General features: G+C 66.4%; 17 protein-coding genes. 12 read left to right on the top strand and 5 right to left on the bottom strand.

Annotated elements, in window-relative coordinates:
* Positions 1-62 precede the first annotated feature (62 nt).
* Together ACG3SL_RS10895 and ACG3SL_RS10890 are read right to left on the bottom strand one after the other, a co-directional pair.
* Positions 63-1,637 carry a sensor histidine kinase gene (locus tag ACG3SL_RS10895; RefSeq protein WP_448661132.1) on the bottom strand — a complete coding sequence of 525 codons (1,575 nt, stop codon included), beginning with the start codon at positions 1,635-1,637 and terminating at the stop codon, positions 63-65.
* Between the two features lie 9 nt (positions 1,638-1,646).
* Positions 1,647-1,814, bottom strand: a complete 168-nt coding sequence (locus ACG3SL_RS10890; RefSeq protein WP_448661131.1) for a NepR family anti-sigma factor — start codon at positions 1,812-1,814, stop codon at positions 1,647-1,649.
* Positions 1,815-2,089: 275 nt separating this feature from the next.
* Here ACG3SL_RS10890 and ACG3SL_RS10885 point away from each other — a divergent pair, with 275 nt between their 5' ends.
* From ACG3SL_RS10885 to ACG3SL_RS10840, 10 genes are all read left to right on the top strand, one after another.
* Entirely contained in the window at positions 2,090-2,887 is a 798-nt protein-coding gene (locus ACG3SL_RS10885; RefSeq protein ID WP_448661130.1) for a response regulator, read from the top strand.
* Positions 2,888-2,956: 69 nt separating this feature from the next.
* The gene (locus ACG3SL_RS10880; protein WP_448661129.1) at positions 2,957-3,094 is read left to right on the top strand and encodes a hypothetical protein; all 138 of its coding nucleotides are present in this window, start codon (positions 2,957-2,959) and stop codon (positions 3,092-3,094) included.
* 94 nt (positions 3,095-3,188) lie between these two features.
* The gene (locus ACG3SL_RS10875) at positions 3,189-3,839 is read left to right on the top strand and encodes a sigma-70 family RNA polymerase sigma factor (RefSeq protein ID WP_448661128.1); all 651 of its coding nucleotides are present in this window, start codon (positions 3,189-3,191) and stop codon (positions 3,837-3,839) included.
* Between the two features lie 358 nt (positions 3,840-4,197).
* Positions 4,198-6,891, top strand: a complete 2,694-nt coding sequence (locus ACG3SL_RS10870; RefSeq protein ID WP_448661127.1) for a bifunctional [glutamine synthetase] adenylyltransferase/[glutamine synthetase]-adenylyl-L-tyrosine phosphorylase — start codon at positions 4,198-4,200, stop codon at positions 6,889-6,891.
* A 1-nt stretch (position 6,892) separates the two neighbouring features.
* Positions 6,893-7,366: a peroxiredoxin gene (locus ACG3SL_RS10865; protein WP_448661126.1), complete on the top strand. Its 474-nt coding sequence runs from the start codon at positions 6,893-6,895 to the stop codon at positions 7,364-7,366.
* A complete protein-coding gene (locus ACG3SL_RS10860) occupies positions 7,363-8,166 on the top strand; it encodes a ferritin-like domain-containing protein (protein WP_448661125.1) in 804 nt (267 codons plus the stop codon). Before ACG3SL_RS10865 ends, ACG3SL_RS10860 begins: the two co-directional genes overlap by 4 nt.
* Positions 8,167-8,278: 112 nt before the next feature.
* Entirely contained in the window at positions 8,279-9,460 is a 1,182-nt protein-coding gene (locus ACG3SL_RS10855; RefSeq protein WP_448661124.1) for a M23 family metallopeptidase, read from the top strand.
* 115 nt (positions 9,461-9,575) lie between these two features.
* Positions 9,576-9,917 carry an iron-sulfur cluster insertion protein ErpA gene (gene erpA, locus ACG3SL_RS10850; RefSeq protein ID WP_448661123.1) on the top strand — a complete coding sequence of 114 codons (342 nt, stop codon included), beginning with the start codon at positions 9,576-9,578 and terminating at the stop codon, positions 9,915-9,917.
* 6 nt (positions 9,918-9,923) lie between these two features.
* Positions 9,924-10,694: an exodeoxyribonuclease III gene (gene xth / locus ACG3SL_RS10845; RefSeq protein WP_448661122.1), complete on the top strand. Its 771-nt coding sequence runs from the start codon at positions 9,924-9,926 to the stop codon at positions 10,692-10,694.
* Between the two features lie 275 nt (positions 10,695-10,969).
* Positions 10,970-11,218, top strand: coding sequence for a hypothetical protein (locus tag ACG3SL_RS10840; RefSeq protein WP_448661121.1), 249 nt, complete (start codon positions 10,970-10,972; stop codon positions 11,216-11,218).
* A gap of 72 nt (positions 11,219-11,290) precedes the next feature.
* Here ACG3SL_RS10840 and ACG3SL_RS10835 read toward each other — a convergent pair whose 3' ends face one another.
* Positions 11,291-12,454 (bottom strand): N-acetyltransferase, encoded by a 1,164-nt coding sequence (locus ACG3SL_RS10835; RefSeq protein ID WP_448661120.1) that lies wholly within the window; start codon positions 12,452-12,454, stop codon positions 11,291-11,293.
* Positions 12,455-12,607: 153 nt separating this feature from the next.
* Here ACG3SL_RS10835 and ACG3SL_RS10830 point away from each other — a divergent pair, with 153 nt between their 5' ends.
* A complete protein-coding gene (locus ACG3SL_RS10830; RefSeq protein ID WP_448661119.1) occupies positions 12,608-13,714 on the top strand; it encodes a fatty acid desaturase family protein in 1,107 nt (368 codons plus the stop codon).
* A gap of 11 nt (positions 13,715-13,725) precedes the next feature.
* Entirely contained in the window at positions 13,726-14,208 is a 483-nt protein-coding gene (locus ACG3SL_RS10825; RefSeq protein WP_448661118.1) for a GNAT family N-acetyltransferase, read from the top strand.
* 7 nt (positions 14,209-14,215) lie between these two features.
* Here the strand turns inward: ACG3SL_RS10825 and lptG are convergent, their stop codons facing one another.
* Complete coding sequence (gene lptG, locus ACG3SL_RS10820; RefSeq protein ID WP_448661117.1) at positions 14,216-15,313, bottom strand: LPS export ABC transporter permease LptG; 1,098 nt, start codon at positions 15,311-15,313, stop codon at positions 14,216-14,218.
* Positions 15,310-16,521 (bottom strand): LPS export ABC transporter permease LptF, encoded by a 1,212-nt coding sequence (gene lptF / locus ACG3SL_RS10815; RefSeq protein ID WP_448661116.1) that lies wholly within the window; start codon positions 16,519-16,521, stop codon positions 15,310-15,312. Before lptF ends, lptG begins: the two co-directional genes overlap by 4 nt.
* Positions 16,522-16,589 lie beyond the last annotated feature (68 nt).

Below are 16,589 nucleotides of genomic sequence, written 5' to 3'. Positions count from 1 at the left end.
AAGAGTAAAACGTGCTTCTGGAAACGGGGTTCCCGCCGCTGCGAACTTTTTTTTGAAAAAGTTCAGGGGCGCCCGTTGATCGCGATCGTCGCCTCATAGGCGCCGACGAGCGGATCGTGGTGCAGCTTGGTGCGAAGCTGGCGCGCGAGGCCGCCGATGACCCGGGCATAGCGGTTTTCGAGAAGCTCTTCCATGTCGGTGCTCTCCACCAGCGCGGACGAGATCACCCGGAGCACGGCGCGCCCCGGATCCTCTTCGCTGCCCTTGATCGAAATCCGGATGCCGGCGCCGGGATTGCAGTTGATCGCCAGTTCGACCAGTTCGGTAAGGAGGAAGGCCACTGCGATCGCGACATCCTGGCTGACCAGCAGCGGTTCGATGTCGAGCGTGATAGCAAGCCCCGAGGCCTGTTCCGGCGCCGTCGCGCGAATGTTGGCGGCAAGCTCGCCGATGACCGAGCGCAGTTCGAGCCCGCGATTTTCCTCCATCTCCGCATAATGGTTGCGGTGGACGACTGCCAGCGCATCGACGCGGCGCTGGATCGAGGCATAGGCCTCGCTGGCTTCGCGGCTCTTGGCGCCGCGCGCGTGAAAATTGATGAGGCTGGAGATGACCTGGAGGTTGTTCTTCACCCGGTGGTGCACTTCGCGGGTCAGCTTGGTCTGGCGGACCAGCCCTTCGGCAAGGTCGGCCTCGTGCGCCTGCACCGTGCGGCTGATTTCGCGGAACGTCTCGCTCAGGTCGCGAATCTCCTGCGCGGGGATCGCGCCGAAGCGGCGCACGTCGATCACTTCGCCCGGCTGATACTTGCCCACGCTCGCGCGCAGTCGGCGCAGCGGGCGGATGAGCAGGATGTCGACCACGAACCACCCGATCGCGGCGGCGGCGATCAGCATCACCACCAGCAGGACGGTGGTGAGGATCAGCGGCGACGTGATCGGCGCGCCCGGCATCGACATCACGACGCGCAGCCCGTTGATGGTCAGGTCGATCGGCACCGCTTCCTGGCGATTGAGCGGACCGGAGCCCGGCAGCGTGCGCAGCACCAGCCGCTCGTCGCCCTTGGTCAGCGCGGCGCCATATTCGGGTACGAAGCCGCTGGGGCGCACCAGGCTGCGTAATATTTCGGTGGGATAGAAGGCGGTGCCGCTGCCGCCCGCGTTGCCGCCCATGCGCAGCATCAACCCGGTCTTGAGGATCGTTGCCTTGACCTGGCCGGGCCGCAGCATTTCGGCGCCCGCGACGGCAAAGCGCTGGCCGCACAAGACCCGCCCCTGACCGTCGGCGACAGCGAATCGCACGCCCGATTGTCCGGCAAAGGTGCCGACGAGGCGGCTGCAGCTGGGCGCGTCGCGGGGGTTCTTTTCCAGCGCGTCGAGCGTCTCGCGCAACTGGGCGACGTGATTCGACAGCACGTTTTCGACCACGCCCGCGCTTTCGTCGGCCAGCGCCTGGAGCCGCTCGCGGGCTTCGGTGCCCGCCATGCGCGTGGTTTGCAGCGTCGTGAACAGCGCGATCAGCGCCAAGGGCAGCAGCGCGCCGACCAGGATCAGGAAAACCTTTGCGCCCGTCGGGATGCGCGCGAGCGCGGCCACCGGGCCGATGGATCGACGCGGCGCCTGATCTTCGTTGGTCATCAAGGCGGGTTAGTCGAGCTTTTTCAGCAGGTCGAGCAAATCGTCCGGAATCGCTTCGCCCACCGCCTCGTCATAGGCTTGGCGCAAAGCATCGCCAACATTGCGACCGGGACGTGGAGTATCGGCCCCGTTCTTCGCCTTAGGCTGCTTTTTCATATCGTCTTTCGCGGAATGCACCAATTCCCCCCTGAGAACCCAGGCTGTCCGACATGCGGACTATGAACGAAAACCCACCAACGCAAGCGTTGGAATGCTGATAAAGCCGCCGAGCGCAGACGCCCGACGGTGCGTGTTGCACCAACGGCTCGATGCATGAAACCAAATAGCGCGTCGATTGTTCCACCCACGATGCGAAATCCGGGGAGGGGCTCCCTTCGGACTGTAGAATCGTTTGCAATGCAACGGTGCGGGCGCGAAAACGCGGCCTGCCCTCGAAGGAGAAACGTTCGCTTATGTCGCTTGGACAGCAACTCGCGCCACATCTACCCCTGCTGCGGCGCTATGCGCGGGCATTGACCGGGAACCAGACCGAAGGGGACCGTTATGTGCGGGCCGCGCTGGAGGCGATCGTCGCCGCGCCAGAGCAGTTCCCGCGCGATGTCGATCCGCGCCTTGGCCTGTACCGGACGTTCCAGGCCATCTGGCAATCCACGCATCTGGAGGAGGACGACCTCATCGAAGATTCCCCCAGCGACAGCGAATCCATCGCGCGCAAGCGCCTCGCCCGGCTGACGCCCTTGTCGCGCCAGGCGCTGCTGCTCACCACGGTTGAGGGGTTCAGCGTCGAGGATGCGGGCTATCTTGTCGAGGAAACGCCTGAGGAAGTGGCCAAGCTGGTCGCAGAGGCCGTATCCGAGATCGAGCGTCAGACGCGCACCCGCGTGATGATCATCGAAGACGAGCCGCTGATCGCGATGGACCTGGAGCAGATCGTCCGCGATCTCGGCCACGACGTCACTGGCGTCGCGGTCACGCGCGACGAGGCCGTGGCGCTGGCGATGGAAGATCGTCCGGGCCTGGTGCTCGCCGACATCCAGCTTGCCGACGACAGCTCGGGCATCGATGCGGTGAAGGACATCCTGGCCGAATTCAGCGTGCCGGTGATCTTCATCACGGCGTTCCCCGAGCGGCTGCTGACCGGCGAGCGTCCCGAACCGACGTTCCTCATCACCAAGCCGTTCCAGCGCGAGACCGTGAAGACGACGATCAGCCAGGCGCTGTTCTTCGACGAGGCGACGGTTCCGGCCTGATTGGGTTAAAAATTGCGACCGGGTTCCACATGATACGGACCCAAAACGGTTTTCGTTGGTTAAGGCTGTATGGCTGAGAACGATGAAACCATCCATGTGACTACCGATCAGGCCCGTGGCGGAGCGACGCCGGGCATGACGCGGTATATTCTGGCGATTTCGCTGGTGCTGGTCCTGGTCGCATTTGGCTTCATTCTCTGGTCCTGATTGCGATCGGGCCAGAGAATGCTGGCAATTGCCGACCGGCAACCTATTTCCAATCCATGCCGAACTTTCGGCACGCGCTATTGAACGGGAGCGAATGACCGTATCCGAACAACCCGTTGATCGCGCAGAGGGCGCGGAGCCGGCGGCATTCGAGCATGTCTCGCTGTCCGACCCCGAGTTCAAGAAACAGCTTGCGCAGGTCATCCCGCATCTTCGTGCCTTTGGCCGCTCGCTTTCGGGCAGCCGCGATCTGGCCGACGATCTGGTGCAGGAAACGCTGCTCAAGGCCTGGGCTGCGCGTCAGCGTTTTCAGGCGGGCACGAATATGCGCGCCTGGACCTTCATCATCCTGCGCAACCTGTATCTGTCCCAGATGCGGCGCGCGCGCTTCAAGGGCGAGTGGGACGATCTGGTCGCGGATCGGCTGCTTGCCGCGCCTGCCAGCCAGGATCGCCATGTCGACCTGGCGGACATGCAGCGCGCCCTGATGCATTTGCCCCAGCCCCAGCGCGAGGCGCTGATTCTGGTCGGGGCAGGTGGCTTTGCCTATGAGGAGGCCGCCGAGATCTGCAACGTCGCCGTCGGCACGATCAAGAGCCGCGTCGCGCGTGGGCGCGTCGCGCTGGAGGCGCTGATGACCGATGGACAACTGCCGTCGCGCCGCGATGCGCCCGTCAACGAAGACGGTCGCACGGCGCTCGACACGATCATGGGCGAAGTCGAGGATCTCAGTCGCGAGCGGTAATCCGCCACGGCTGAAGCCTTTTCCTGCATGGTAGCGAGGGAGGGACTTGAACCCCCGACCCCCGGATTTCCAAAATCTTAGAGCATGCCTTCTCAGGCGTTTGGCGACCCATCCTGGGCGTCGAGGCGGCGGAGCAGCGCCATCATGTTCTCCGGCAACGGCACCTCGCGCGCGAATGCGTCGCAGAGCGACCGGGAAACCGCATCGCTGGCGCGCGGGCATTCCACCCGATATGCGGGTGCGAGTGCCTCTGGGGCGTAGGGGGGTGCTGGTGTAACCACGTATTTCAAAACACTTCGGAGTGCAGTTTGTTGCTTGACTCATCGCATCGCTGCAAAAAGATCGGATTTCACCGCTGATGGTCGATCTTGTCTCGGCCCAGGTCGACAATGCTGTGGAACGCGCCCGGCAGCACGCGCCGTTTCTTGCCACCTTGCTCAACCGTGAAATTGAGCTTGTTGATTCACTTGGACAATCGCTTGCCGATCCTTTGGCTGCCGCGCGCGCGATTCCGGGGGATCTGGCCGAAGGGCGGCGCTTGCGACTCGAGCGCCGGCGGCTGGCGCTGCTGGTCGCGGTCGGCGATCTGGCCGGCCTGTACGACCTGACGCGCGTCACGCACCTGCTCACCGATTTCGCCGACGACGCCGTCGATCGCGCCTTTCGCGCGGCGATCCAGGAACGCACCCCGGATGCCGAGCCGCGCGGCTTCGCCGTGATCGCGCTGGGCAAGCAGGGCAGCCGCGAGCTCAATTATTCCTCGGACATCGATCCGATCCTGATCTTCGATCCGCGCACCCTGCCGTGCCGCCCGCGCGAGGCGCCCGAGGACGCGGCGGTGCGGATCGGGCGGCGGATGATCGAATTGCTCCAGACGCGCGACGGCGACGGCTATGTCCTGCGCGTCGACCTGCGGCTGCGGCCCTCGCCCGAAGTGACGCCGATCGCGCTGCCGGTCGAGGCGGCGATTTCCTATTATGAGTCGCAGGCGTTGCCGTGGGAGCGCGCGGCGTTCATCCGCGCGCGTGCCTGTGCCGGCGATCGCGCGCTGGGCGAGGATTTCCTGGCGGCGATCCGCCCGTTCGTGTGGCGCCGCGCGCTCGATTTCGGGGCGATCGGCGAAATCCGCGACATTTCGCGCCGTATCCGCGATCACTACGCCCAGTCGCAGCGCTTCGGCGCGGGCTATGACCTCAAGCGGGGCAGGGGCGGCATCCGCGAAGTCGAGTTCTTCGCGCAGATTCATCAGCTCATCCATGGCGGCCGCGACCCCGCGCTGCGCGCACCGGCGACGCGCGATGCGCTGGCGGCGCTGGCGGCGGCGGGGTGGGTCGAGCCCGAGGATGCCGCCGCGCTCTCCGACGCCTATGTCGCGTTGCGCACCGCCGAGCACCGGCTCCAGATGGTGGACGATCTCCAGACGCATCGCCTGCCGCCCGATCCGGCGGCGCTGGACAATGTGGCGGCGCTGCACGGGCTGGCCGATGGCTCTGCCCTGACGGCGTGGCTGCTGCCGCATGTCGAGCGCGTCGGCACGCTGTACGATGCGATGGCGGGCGAGGACGAGCCGCGCCTTCCCGCCAGCGCGGCGCCGCTCCAGGATCGGCTGGCCGAGGCGGGCTTTGCCGATCCGGCGGGGGCTGCGCGCATCGTCGAGGGGTGGCGCGCGGGACGCTATCCCTCGCTGCGGACCGCCGCCGCGCGCGACGCGCTGGAGGCGCTGCTGCCCGGCCTGATCGATGCCTTTGCCCAGGCGCCGGCGGCAACCCATGCGCTCACCCGGTTCGATTCGATGCTGTCGCGGCTGCCGAGTGCGATCAATTTCCTGCGGCTGCTCCAGGCGCAGCCCCCGCTCACCCGGCTGCTGAGCGCGATCCTGTGCCATGCGCCGACGCTGGCCGAGGAACTGGGGCGCCGGGCCGAACTGCTCGACGGGCTGATCGACGCCAGCGCGCTGGAGCCCATGCCCGACATCGCCGCGCTGGTCGCCGAAATGTCGGCATGCGAGCGCGGCGTGGATTATCAGTGGCAGCTGGAGCATGTCCGGCGACTGGTGGGCGAAAAGCGGTTTGCGCTGGGAGCACAGATCATCGCGGGGGCCAGCGATCCGCTCACCGTCTCGGCGGGCTATGCCCGCGTCGCGGAGGCCGCGATCCAAACGCTGGCCGGGGCGACCGTGGCGGAGTTCGTCCGCGCGCATGGGCGGGTTCCCGACAGCGAGCTGGTGATCCTGGCGCTGGGGCGGATGGGGGGCGGGGCGCTCACCCACGCATCGGATCTCGACCTCATCTATGTCTTCACCGGCGATTATGCGGCGGAGTCGGATGGCCCGAAGCCGCTGGGCGCCGTCACCTATTACAACCGGCTCAGCCAGCGGGTGACGGCTGCGCTGTCGGTCCCGACTGCGGCCGGGCCGCTCTACGAAGTCGACACGCGTCTGCGGCCCTCGGGTGCGCAGGGGCCGCTCGCGGTGTCGCTCGACGGGTTTGCCCGGTATCAGCGCGAGGAGGCGTGGACGTGGGAGCATATGGCGCTCACTCGCGCCCGGCCCGTGTTCGGATCGCCGGATGCGCGGGAAGCGGTGGAGGAAATCATCACCGGCGTGCTGCACGGCGCGCGTCCGCCGCGCGACATCGTGGCCGACGCGGTGCGGATGCGTGCCGAGATGGCGGCGCACAAGCCGCCGGCGGGGCCGCTGGACGCCAAGCTGCTGCCGGGCGGGCTGGTCGATCTGGAGTTCGCGGTGCACACAGTGCAGCTCGTCCAGCGCACCGGCTTCGATCCTCGGCTGGGCATGGCGATCGACGCGCTGGTGGGGGCCGAGCTGTTGCCCCCGGCGATGCGCGCGGCGCATGATTTCCTCACCCGGATGCTCGTCACGCTGCGGCTCGTCGCGCCCGATGCCCAGCCGCCCGACGCCGCGACACAGGCGCTGATCGCACGCGCGGTAGATCTGCCGACATGGGACGCAGTGGTTGCGTCGCTGGAGCGGACCCGGCAGGAGGTCGCCGCATGCTGGGCGGCGATCCGCGCCGCTGCTGATGGAGGCTGAGATGGCGATCGAAACTGGCGACAAGCTCCCCGCAGTAGAGCTGGAGGGGCCCGAGGGCACCACGATCCGGTTGCCGGATTATGCGGGCAAGCCGTTCGTGCTCTATTTCTACCCCAAGGACGATACGGCGGGCTGCACGCGCGAGGCGCAGGATTTCTCGGCGCTGGTGCCAGAATTCCACGCGCTGGGCGCGGCGATCCTGGGCGTGTCGAAGGATACGCCGGCGAAGCACCAGAAATTCACTGCCAAATACGACCTGACCGTCGCGCTGGCGACGGCCGCCGACGACACGGCGCTGGAGGCATTCGGGACCTGGGTGGAAAAGCAGCTGTACGGCAAACGCTATATGGGCATCGAGCGCGCGACGTTCCTGTTCGCGGCGGACGGCACGCTGGTCCGCGCGTGGCGCAAGGTGAAGGTGCCGGGCCATGCCGCCGAAGTGCTGGACGCGGTCAAGGCGCTCGCGGCGCAGTGAGGAGCGTTGCGGCGGCGGCGCGCGCGGTGCTCGACGCCGGCGATCCGCGCGACAAGGTGATGGCGGCGCGGGCGGCGGCGCGCGACTGGCGGCTGGGGCGGCTGGCACACCGGTTCGACACCGCGATGCCCGATCGCCCGGCGCGCCCTGCGGTGCCCGAATTGCTGCCGCCGAACCAGATGCCGAAGCGCGGGCGGGGCGGCTCCGAACGCGGCCGCATCGCGCTGATCCACGCGCTGGCGCATATCGAATTCGTCGCGATCGACCTGGCGTTCGACCTGATCGGCCGCTTCGGCGCGCAATTCCCGCGCGGCTTCGTCGATGACTGGATGCGCGTCGGCGCGGACGAGGCGATGCACTTCGCACTGCTCGACCGGCGGCTGCGCCAGCTTGGCAGCCATTATGGCGCGATGCCCGCGCATGACGGATTATGGGATGCGGCGGCTGCGACCGCACACGATCGGCTCGCCCGGCTGGCGGTGGTGCCGATGGTGCTCGAGGCGCGCGGGCTGGACGTGACCCCGGCCACGATCGAACGCTTCGCCGCAGCCGGCGATACCCCGACCGCGCGCATTCTCCAGCGAATCCTGACGGACGAAATCCGGCATGTCGGCGCCGGCACGACATGGTTCGAGTCGGCCTGTACTGCGGATAATTACGTTCCGGAAACAACCTGGGGCCAGCTTGTCCGTACCTATTTTCGCGGGCTCATTAAGGCTCCGTTCAACGACTCGGCGCGCGCCGCAGCCGGTCTGACGCGAGAATATTATCAGCCCCTTGCCGTTCCCGACTCGGTCTGAGCAAAAGGTTCCCGTCCAGAAGCGGAGGGGCTGCTGCTGCGACATTGGGGAATTCGAAGCATACACCGGGTCGCAATTCGGTGCGCGCTTCCGTGCATTTTGCCGGGGACACATGGCCAACGCGAAGACCACCAATACTGCGAACCTCGCCCAGCGGTTCCGAGAATTCTTCACCACCCGGGATTTCATTTTCCACGATGGCCGTGACCTTCGCCGCTTCAGCATCGAAGGGCGGACCCAGGCGCTGATGGCCGGCGTCGCCGCCGTCACCGTCGCCTTTTCGGGCTATGGCGTCGCACAGGCGATGGTCGGCGCGATCGAGATCAGCGGCGTGACCGGCGCTCCGGCATCGCCCGAGGCGCAGGTCGCCCGGATGCGTGCCCAGGTCGCGCAGATGCAGGCCGACGTCGCCGCCGCGAAGGAAGCCGCCAAGCGCCACGCCGCGCTGGTCGAACAGCGCCAGGCGATGATTTCGGCCGTGATGTCGGGCAAGGGCGATCGCGCCGTCATCGACCGCGAACTGCCCGCCGCGCCCAAGACCAGCGCGCTTGCCGACGAAGTGCTCGCCCCGCTGCGTCAGGTCGAGGCGCGCCAGGTCGCGCTGGCCGGCAAGGCCCGCGTCGCCGGTGAAGCCCGCTATCAGCAGACCGCCAGCCAGCTCCGCCGCCTCGGCCTTGCGCCCGAACGCTTCGTGACCGTCAAGGGCGGCATGGGCGGCCCGTACGAGCCGGTGGACAATGACAGCGACGCCGCCGCCGCATCGACCGAAAGCGCCGACGCCCAGTTCCGCGCGCTGTTCCTCACCTGGAAAAAGCTCGATGCGCTGGAGCAGACGGTGATTTCGATCCCGTCGATGCAGCCCGTGGACAAGGTGACGTTCACCTCGAACTTCGGCGTCCGCTCCGATCCGTTCCGCGGCACCGCCGCGATGCACGCCGGCGTCGATATTCCCGGTGCGATCGGCACGCCGATCTATGCCACCGCAGACGGCGTTATCAGCCATGCCGGCCGGCAGGGCGGCTATGGCAACATGGTACAGATAAACCATGGTCGCGGTATCGAGACGCGCTACGGTCATCTTTCCAAGATCCTCGTCGCCGACAACACGCGCGTCCGTCGCGGCCAGCTGATCGGCCTGATGGGTTCGACCGGTCGCTCGACCGGCAGCCACCTGCACTATGAGGTTCGCTTGGACGGCCGCGCCGTCAATCCGATCCCGTTCCTGCAGACCGGCGAATATCTTGCGTCGTCGCAGCCGACCGCCCAGGGCGGCGTCGGCGGCCCGGCGAAATAAGGGGCAGGAGAGGAGAGGGGCGGTCCGTGAGGCTGCCCCCATCTGCTGCGCGCTTTCCACCGTCTCACCGCGCACCCGCATTGCCTAGGCGCCCCGCCGCGCCTATCTCGGGCGCATGACGACGCTCACCCAGCCTGACATAGCCCTGACCCCCGCCGCCGCGGCCCGCGTCGCCGCGATCGCCGCGAAGCAGGCGCGCCCCGCGATCCTGCGCCTGTCGGTGGAAGGGGGCGGTTGTTCCGGTTTCCAGTACAAGTTCGGTTTTGCCGACGCAGTGGAGAGCGACGATACGGTCGCCGACGTCGATGGCGTCCGGCTGGTGGTCGATTCGATCAGCCTCGATTTGGTGCGCGGCGCGCAGGTCGATTTCGTCGACACGCTCGGCGGCGCGCACTTCAATGTCGTCAATCCCAACGCCGCATCGGGATGCGGCTGCGGCACCAGCTTTGCGGTCTGACCTGCCTTGAAGATCGTCAGCTACAATGTGAACGGGATCAAGGCGCGCATGGAGCGCCTGCTGGAGTATCTCGCCGAACAGCAGCCCGACGTGGTGTGCCTTCAGGAACTGAAGGGCGCCGATGAGACGTTGCCGGTCGGGCCGATCGAGGCGGCCGGCTATGGCGCGGTGTGGCATGGGCAAAAGGGGTTCAACGGCGTGGCCGTGCTCGCACGCGGCGCCCAGCCGGTCGAACGCCAGCGCGGGCTGGCCGGCGATCCCGACGATGCGCATAGCCGCTATATCGAGACCGAGATCGGCGACCTGATCGTCGCGTCGATCTATCTGCCCAATGGCAATCCGCAGCCGGGCCCTAAATTCGACTACAAGCTCCAGTGGATGGATCGGCTTGCCGACCGCGCCCGCGCCCTGTTGGCCGAGGAGCGGCCCGTGGTGCTGGCGGGGGATTACAACGTCATTCCCAATGACGACGACACCTTCTCGGTCCGGGCGATGGCGAGCGACGCGCTGATGCAGCCCGAATCGCGGGCGCGCTATCGTGCGTTGCTGGCGCAGGGCTGGACCGATGCGCTGCGCACCCGCGCTCCCGGCGGTGGGATCTGGACGTTCTGGGATTACCAGGCGGGCGCGTGGCAGCGCGATGCCGGCTTCCGCATCGACCATCTGCTGCTCAGTCCCCAGGCGGCGGACCGCCTGACCGGTGCCGGCGTGGACAAGGACTATCGCGGCCGCGAACGCGCCAGCGATCATGCCCCCACCTGGGTCACGCTGCGCTAGAAATCTGCGGTTCGGGGGTTGGCGGAAGCAGCGCGGAAGCGTGCGCCGCGCGGTTTCGGACACTGGATGTTCGTTTTCGAACAGCGATACGTGGAAATCCCCAATATTTGGCGCGTTATGCTGTGTTGTGGCGGTAACTCACTTGTCACAAAATCGGTAAGTTATTGAAAATACACGATTCCAAAAACTGGCACGGGGCCTGCAATAGAGTTGGCACAGGCGGACGGGCTCGAAGGAGCGCCCAGACCGTCTGCCAAACCAGAGGAGTCAGGACCATGATGAACATCCGCACCGCATCGATCTTCGCCGCCGCCGCCCTGTTCGCCGGCACGGCCGTTCCCGCCTTCGCCGCCCGCGATGAAAGCAAGCCCGCCGCCACCGAAACGGCGAAGAAGGAACAGCGCTACTGCGTCGATGGCCAGGCGACGACCGGCTCGATCCTGAAGGCGCCCCGCGTGTGCAAGACCCGCGCAGCCTGGATCGCGGCGACCGGCATCGACCCCGCCACCGTCGCCCGCAAGTAAAATGCATGTGCCCCGCGGCGGATCGGACGTGGCCGCCGCGGGCCTGCACTGGGCAGTTGCGCTATCCGCCGATCAGGCCGGCAACTGCTTCTGATAGATCACATATTCGCGATTGACCTTGCTTTCGATCGCATCGGCGATGGCGTTCATGCCCTGATTGTCGTCGAGCACCCAGCCGATTTCGCCGCGCACCGATCCATAATGGGCGATGGCCGCGCGGCGGATATATTCGATCATCATGAAAGCAAGCTGGCTCGCCATGCGCGATGCCTGCAGCCGTTTGACCACCCCCATCAGCGGCACCCGCATCGTCCGCGCCTTGGGCTTGCGCAGCCACAGCAGCAGCTTGGCCCAACCAAAGGGCAGCAGCGCACCCTTTAGCGGCTTCAGCACTTCGTTCATGTCGGGCAGCGTGACCATGAATGCCACGGGCTCGCCATCGAGTTCGGCGATCATGATGAGGTCTTCGAACACCAAAGGCTTCAGCTTTTTCCCCACATCGTCGATTTCGGGCTGGGTCAGCGGCACGAATCCCCAATTGTCCGACCATGCATCGTTGAGGATCGCGAGAATGATCGCGGCTTCCTCTGCGAACTTGGCCTTGTTGACCTTGCGGATGCGGATGCGCGCATTCTTCTCGCCCGCCGCGATGATGCGCTGGACGATGGGGGGGAATTCCTGGGTGATGTCGAGGTCATAGGTGAGAAGCGATTTCGCCGGGGCATAGCCCGCCGCTTCGATCCATCCCTGATACTTCGCCGGATGATGGCCCATCAGCACCGTGGGCGAATGGTCACGCCCGCGCACCAGCAGGCCGGGCTCTTCCCAGATCGACAGGCTGACCGGCCCGAGCGCGCGCGCCATGCCCTTGTCCGCCAGCCATTGCTCTGCCCGTGCGATCAGCGCGGCGGCGACTTCCGCATCGGCTGCATCGAACATGCCCCAAAAACCGGTGCCGGGGCCAAAGCCCTGCTCGGCAGGCATTTCCAGCGCCAGCCGGTCGATATGGGCGGAAATCCGCCCCACCACCGTTCCGCCGCGCTCGGCGAGGAACAGCTGCGCCTCGGCATGGCTGAACCAGCCATTCTTGGCCGGGCTGATCGTCGCGGCCACTTCCTGGCGGAGCGGAGCGACCCAATGGGGATCGCCGCCGTTCAGCGTGTACGCGATTTCGATGAATGCCTTGGTGTCTGCCTTGCCCGAAACGGGCCGGACATGAAGATCGGCGCTTGCCACGGATTGGGGCCCCCATGTGGGTTGGTGAGGAAAGGAAGTTGATACGGCGCAATGCAGTCCTGCGTCGCACGGCGTCTGTCAAGCAGCGGCCTGGGCCCGGACGGGCCTGTAATGCCACCATAAAGCCACTATCTAACGTCAATGGCGGATATCATGACCAAATCGCTTGCCTTCGATGCTCCGGCTGCCGACGTCTCGGCCCCGGTAGCGCGTGTCCGGCTTTCCGGCGTCCCCGACGATCGCGCGATGCTGCGCGCCGCGGCAGAGCTGACTCGCGATCTTCATACGCCCAATCCGTTGATTTATTGGACCGATTTCATTGCGTCGGCGGTGATCGGCTATGCCGGCCTCGCGCTGGCGATCCTCGCCACGTCGCCCTGGCTGGCGGTGGCGGGTGCGGTGGTGGCGATCCTGGCGCTGTATCGTGCGGGGTTGTTCATCCACGAACTGACGCACCTGAAGCACTCGCTGCTGCCGGGATTTCGTTTCGGTTGGAACGCGATTGTTGGCGTGCCGCTGATGCTGCCGTCGTTCCTGTACGAAGGCGTCCACAGCCTGCACCATGCCCGCACGCGCTATGGCACCGAACAGGACCCCGAATACCTCCCCCTCGCGCTGATGAAGCCGTGGACGCTGCCGGTATTCCTGCTCGTGTCGGTGCTCGCGCCGGTCGCGCTGCTGATCCGTTTCGCCGTGCTTGCGCCGCTTTCGCTGCTGTCGCCAGCGCTGCGCCGCGTTGTGGTCGCGCGCTATTCGGGGCTCCAGACCAACCCCGTGTTCCAGCGCCGGGCACCCGAGGGTGAGCTCAAGACCCAGTGGTTCTGGCAGGAGCTGGCGACCAGCATCTTCGCGATCGGGCTGGTCACGGCGGTTGCGACCGGCGTGGTGCCGCTGCGCGCGTTCCTGATCTACCTTGGCGTGATCGGCGGTGTTGCGGTCATCAACCAGGTTCGCACGCTCGTCGCCCATCTGTGGGAGAATGACGGCGAGCCGCTGACCGTGACCGCGCAGTATCTGGACAGCGTGAACGTGCCCGAACCCGGCATCCTGCCCTATATCTGGGCGCCGGTGGGCCTGCGCTATCACGCGCTGCACCACCTGTTGCCGAGCGTGCCGTATCACGCGCTGGGCGAGGCGCATCGCCGGCTCTCCGCCGCGCTGGAGGAAGGCTCTGCCTATCATCAGGCGAATTATCCCACGCTCACCGGCCTGATGCGGCGGCTTGCGGCAAACACGATGAAGGTCGGTCGGACGGGCTGAGCCGGCCGGTGATGCTCGCATGGCGTCCTGCCCGCGCCGATGACCTGCCGGCGATCCACGCGATCGCTGCGCAGGTGCATCCCGCCTTTCCCGAGGATGCGGCGGTCTTTGCCGAGCGCCTGCGGCTCTACCCCGCGGGCGTGTGGATGCTGGAGGGGCCTGCGGGCCCGCTCGGCTATCTGATCGCGCATCCGTGGCGCGGCGACGATGTGCCCGCGCTCGATACGCTGCTCGGCGCGCTGCCCGCCGGGGCGGACCTGCTCTATCTCCATGATCTGGCCCTGATGCCTGCCGCGCGGGGCAGCGGCGTGGGGCGGGCAATCGTCGAGCGGATCGCCGCACACTCGCGCGCGGAGTCGCTGCGGGCGATCCGCCTGGTCGCGATAAACGGATCGGTGCCGTTCTGGGAGCGTCAGGGATTTGTCGTGTGCGCGGGCGGCGACCTGACCAGCTATGGCGCGGACGCCCGTCGGATGGAGCGCCCGCTCGCCTGACGCGCGGCTATTCCTCGGTGCGCAGCAGCACCGCTTCGCCGATCATCAGGAACAGCAGGAACGGCGCCCAGGCGGCAAGGAATGGGGGATAGGCCCCCAGATTGCCCATCGACAGCGCGAAATTGTCGGCGACGAAGTACAGGAAGCCCAGTGCCATGCCGATCACCGCGCGCACGAACAGCTTGCCCGATCGCGCGATACCGAACGCCGCGACCGATCCCAGCAGCGGCATCAGCAGCGCCGACAGGGGACCCGACAGCTTGTGCCACAGCGACCCTTCCAGCGCCTTGGTCGGGCGGCCCGCGACTTTCAGCTCATCGATCGCGGACTTGAGCGCGCCGAACGACATGCTGTCGGCATCGACATGCGAAAGCGTGAACTGGTCGGGGCGGATGCCGCCGGCGATCTCGACCGTTCCTAGGTTTTCCATCGTCCCGCTATCGACGTTGAAGCGCCGGGCCTTTTCGATCCGCCAGCCGTTTCCGTGCCGCCAGCCGTGCGTGGCCGTGACGATCGAGTCGAGCGTCCCGCCGCGCCGCTGATATGCAGTGATGCCGTATAGCTGCACCTGTTCGCCGCGCCCCTTGATCTGGTTGACCTGGAGCAGATGGTTGCCGTCGCGCACCCAGATGTTCGATCGGTCTCCGCGATCGATCGGAAGCGGGGCGTAATCGACTTTCTTCCACTGCGCCAAGGTCGCGGTGGCGCGGCTGACCACGCGGTCGTTGAACGCGAAGGAAATCGCCGCGACGCCCAGGCCCGCCAGGATCAGCGGCGCCAGCACCTGGTGCGCGGAAAGGCCCGACGCCTTCAGCGCGATGACTTCGCTATTCTGGTTGAGCTGCGACAGCGTCAGGATCGTGCCGAGCAGCACCGAAAACGGCAGGAAGTTGGAAATGATCTGCGGGATGCGCAGCGACAAATAGCGCCAGATTTCCGCATCGCCATTTCCGGCATAGGCCAGGATCTTGCCCGATTCGCTGAGCAGGTCGAGCGCCTGGAGGATCAACACCAGCGCCGCCAGAATGGCGAAGGTGCGCACCAGGAACATTCGCCCCATGTACAGCGAGATCGCCGGCGACGGGAACACGTTGAGCCAGTTCATGCGGTGGGGCCTGCGTCACGCAAATGGCGTCGCCGGAAGGGAAGATAGCGTCCCACCGCCTTGCCGATTTTCTCGAACGCCTTTTCGAGCGCGCCGATCGGCTGACCGCCGGGCACATAGGCGAGCGTATAATACATCCAGAACGTCAGCCCGGCAAAGGCCGCGAACGGCACCCACAGCGCGATGATCGGATCGATCCGCCCCAGGCTGCCGATCGCCTCGGCATATTCGTTGATCTTGTGATAGGTCACGATCATCACGATCGACAGGAACACGCCCAGCGCCGAAGTCGATCGCTTGGGCGGGATGCCCAGCGCCGCCGCCAGCATCGGCAGCAGGAACATCGACATCACTTCCGCCAGGCGGAAATGGAACGCCGCACGGCTGGTCTCGCGCTCGACCGGATCGGCGTTGCGATCGCGCCCGATCACCGCCAGTTCGGGCAGCGTGCGTTCGATGTTCTTGTCGCCGCGCTTGCGGAACTGCTCGTATTTGGGAAGCCCGATCGGCAGGTTGTGCGTGGTGAAGGTCAGCACGCGCGGCACCGGCGAGCCCTTGTCGGTATGCACCAGCGTGCCGTTGGTCAGGCGGAAGATGATCGTGTCGGGGTCGTCCGATCGCATGAACTGGCCCTTTTCGGCCGTCACTGCCAGCGGGGTGCCGTCCTTCGTAATCATCTGGACGAAGATACCCGAAAGGTCGCGGCCCGAATTGGTGCTGCCCTCGATGCGGAGCGTCATCTTCTCGCCGAACTGGGTGAACTCGCCGACCTTGATCGACGCCCCCAGCGCGCCGGAGCGCAGCTCGAACCGCAGCTGCTCGTAATTGTAGCGGGCGCGCGGCTGGACGTAGCCGACGATCGCGAGGTTCAACAGCGCCAGACCGATGGCGTAGAAATAGGGGACGCGCAGCAGCCGGGTATAGCTGATCCCCACGGCGCGCAGCACGTCGAGCTCGGACGAGGTCGCCAGCCGCCGGAACGCCAGGAGGCAGCCGAGCATCAACCCGATCGGAATGCCCAGGCCCAGATATTCGGGGAGCAGATTGGCGAGCATCCGCCAGATGACATTGACCGGGCCGCCCTCGGTCGCGACGAAATCCAGCAGGATTCGCATCCGGTCGAGCACCAGCAGCATCGCCGAGATCAACAGCGTTGAAATCAGCGGTACGGCCATCAGCCGCGCCATATAGCGATCGATCAGTTTCATGCGCGTCGCGGGCCAGCCTTGTTGATCGTGTGCCGGCGCCCGGGCGCCGCCGAATGTGCTTTCCCGGC

Source organism: Sphingomonas degradans, assembly GCF_053502645.1.
The sequence above is the reverse complement of the archived record's forward strand: the minus strand, read 5'-3'. Positions and strand labels throughout refer to the sequence as shown.

Excerpts from the sequence above, each read along its gene's own strand:
- ACG3SL_RS10840 (WP_448661121.1), top strand. The coding sequence starts at position 10,970 with ATGATGAACATCCGCACCGCATCGATCTTCGCCGCCGCCGCCCTGTTC.
- ACG3SL_RS10865 (WP_448661126.1), top strand. The coding sequence starts at position 6,893 with ATGGCGATCGAAACTGGCGACAAGCTCCCCGCAGTAGAGCTGGAGGGG.
- ACG3SL_RS10855 (WP_448661124.1), top strand. The coding sequence starts at position 8,279 with ATGGCCAACGCGAAGACCACCAATACTGCGAACCTCGCCCAGCGGTTC.
- lptG (WP_448661117.1), bottom strand. The coding sequence starts at position 15,313 with ATGAACTGGCTCAACGTGTTCCCGTCGCCGGCGATCTCGCTGTACATG.
- lptF (WP_448661116.1), bottom strand. The coding sequence starts at position 16,521 with ATGAAACTGATCGATCGCTATATGGCGCGGCTGATGGCCGTACCGCTG.
- ACG3SL_RS10825 (WP_448661118.1), top strand. The coding sequence starts at position 13,726 with ATGCTCGCATGGCGTCCTGCCCGCGCCGATGACCTGCCGGCGATCCAC.
- ACG3SL_RS10875 (WP_448661128.1), top strand. The coding sequence starts at position 3,189 with ATGACCGTATCCGAACAACCCGTTGATCGCGCAGAGGGCGCGGAGCCG.
- ACG3SL_RS10895 (WP_448661132.1), bottom strand. The coding sequence starts at position 1,637 with ATGACCAACGAAGATCAGGCGCCGCGTCGATCCATCGGCCCGGTGGCC.
- ACG3SL_RS10830 (WP_448661119.1), top strand. The coding sequence starts at position 12,608 with ATGACCAAATCGCTTGCCTTCGATGCTCCGGCTGCCGACGTCTCGGCC.
- erpA (WP_448661123.1), top strand. The coding sequence starts at position 9,576 with ATGACGACGCTCACCCAGCCTGACATAGCCCTGACCCCCGCCGCCGCG.
- ACG3SL_RS10880 (WP_448661129.1), top strand. The coding sequence starts at position 2,957 with ATGGCTGAGAACGATGAAACCATCCATGTGACTACCGATCAGGCCCGT.
- ACG3SL_RS10870 (WP_448661127.1), top strand. The coding sequence starts at position 4,198 with ATGGTCGATCTTGTCTCGGCCCAGGTCGACAATGCTGTGGAACGCGCC.
- ACG3SL_RS10885 (WP_448661130.1), top strand. The coding sequence starts at position 2,090 with ATGTCGCTTGGACAGCAACTCGCGCCACATCTACCCCTGCTGCGGCGC.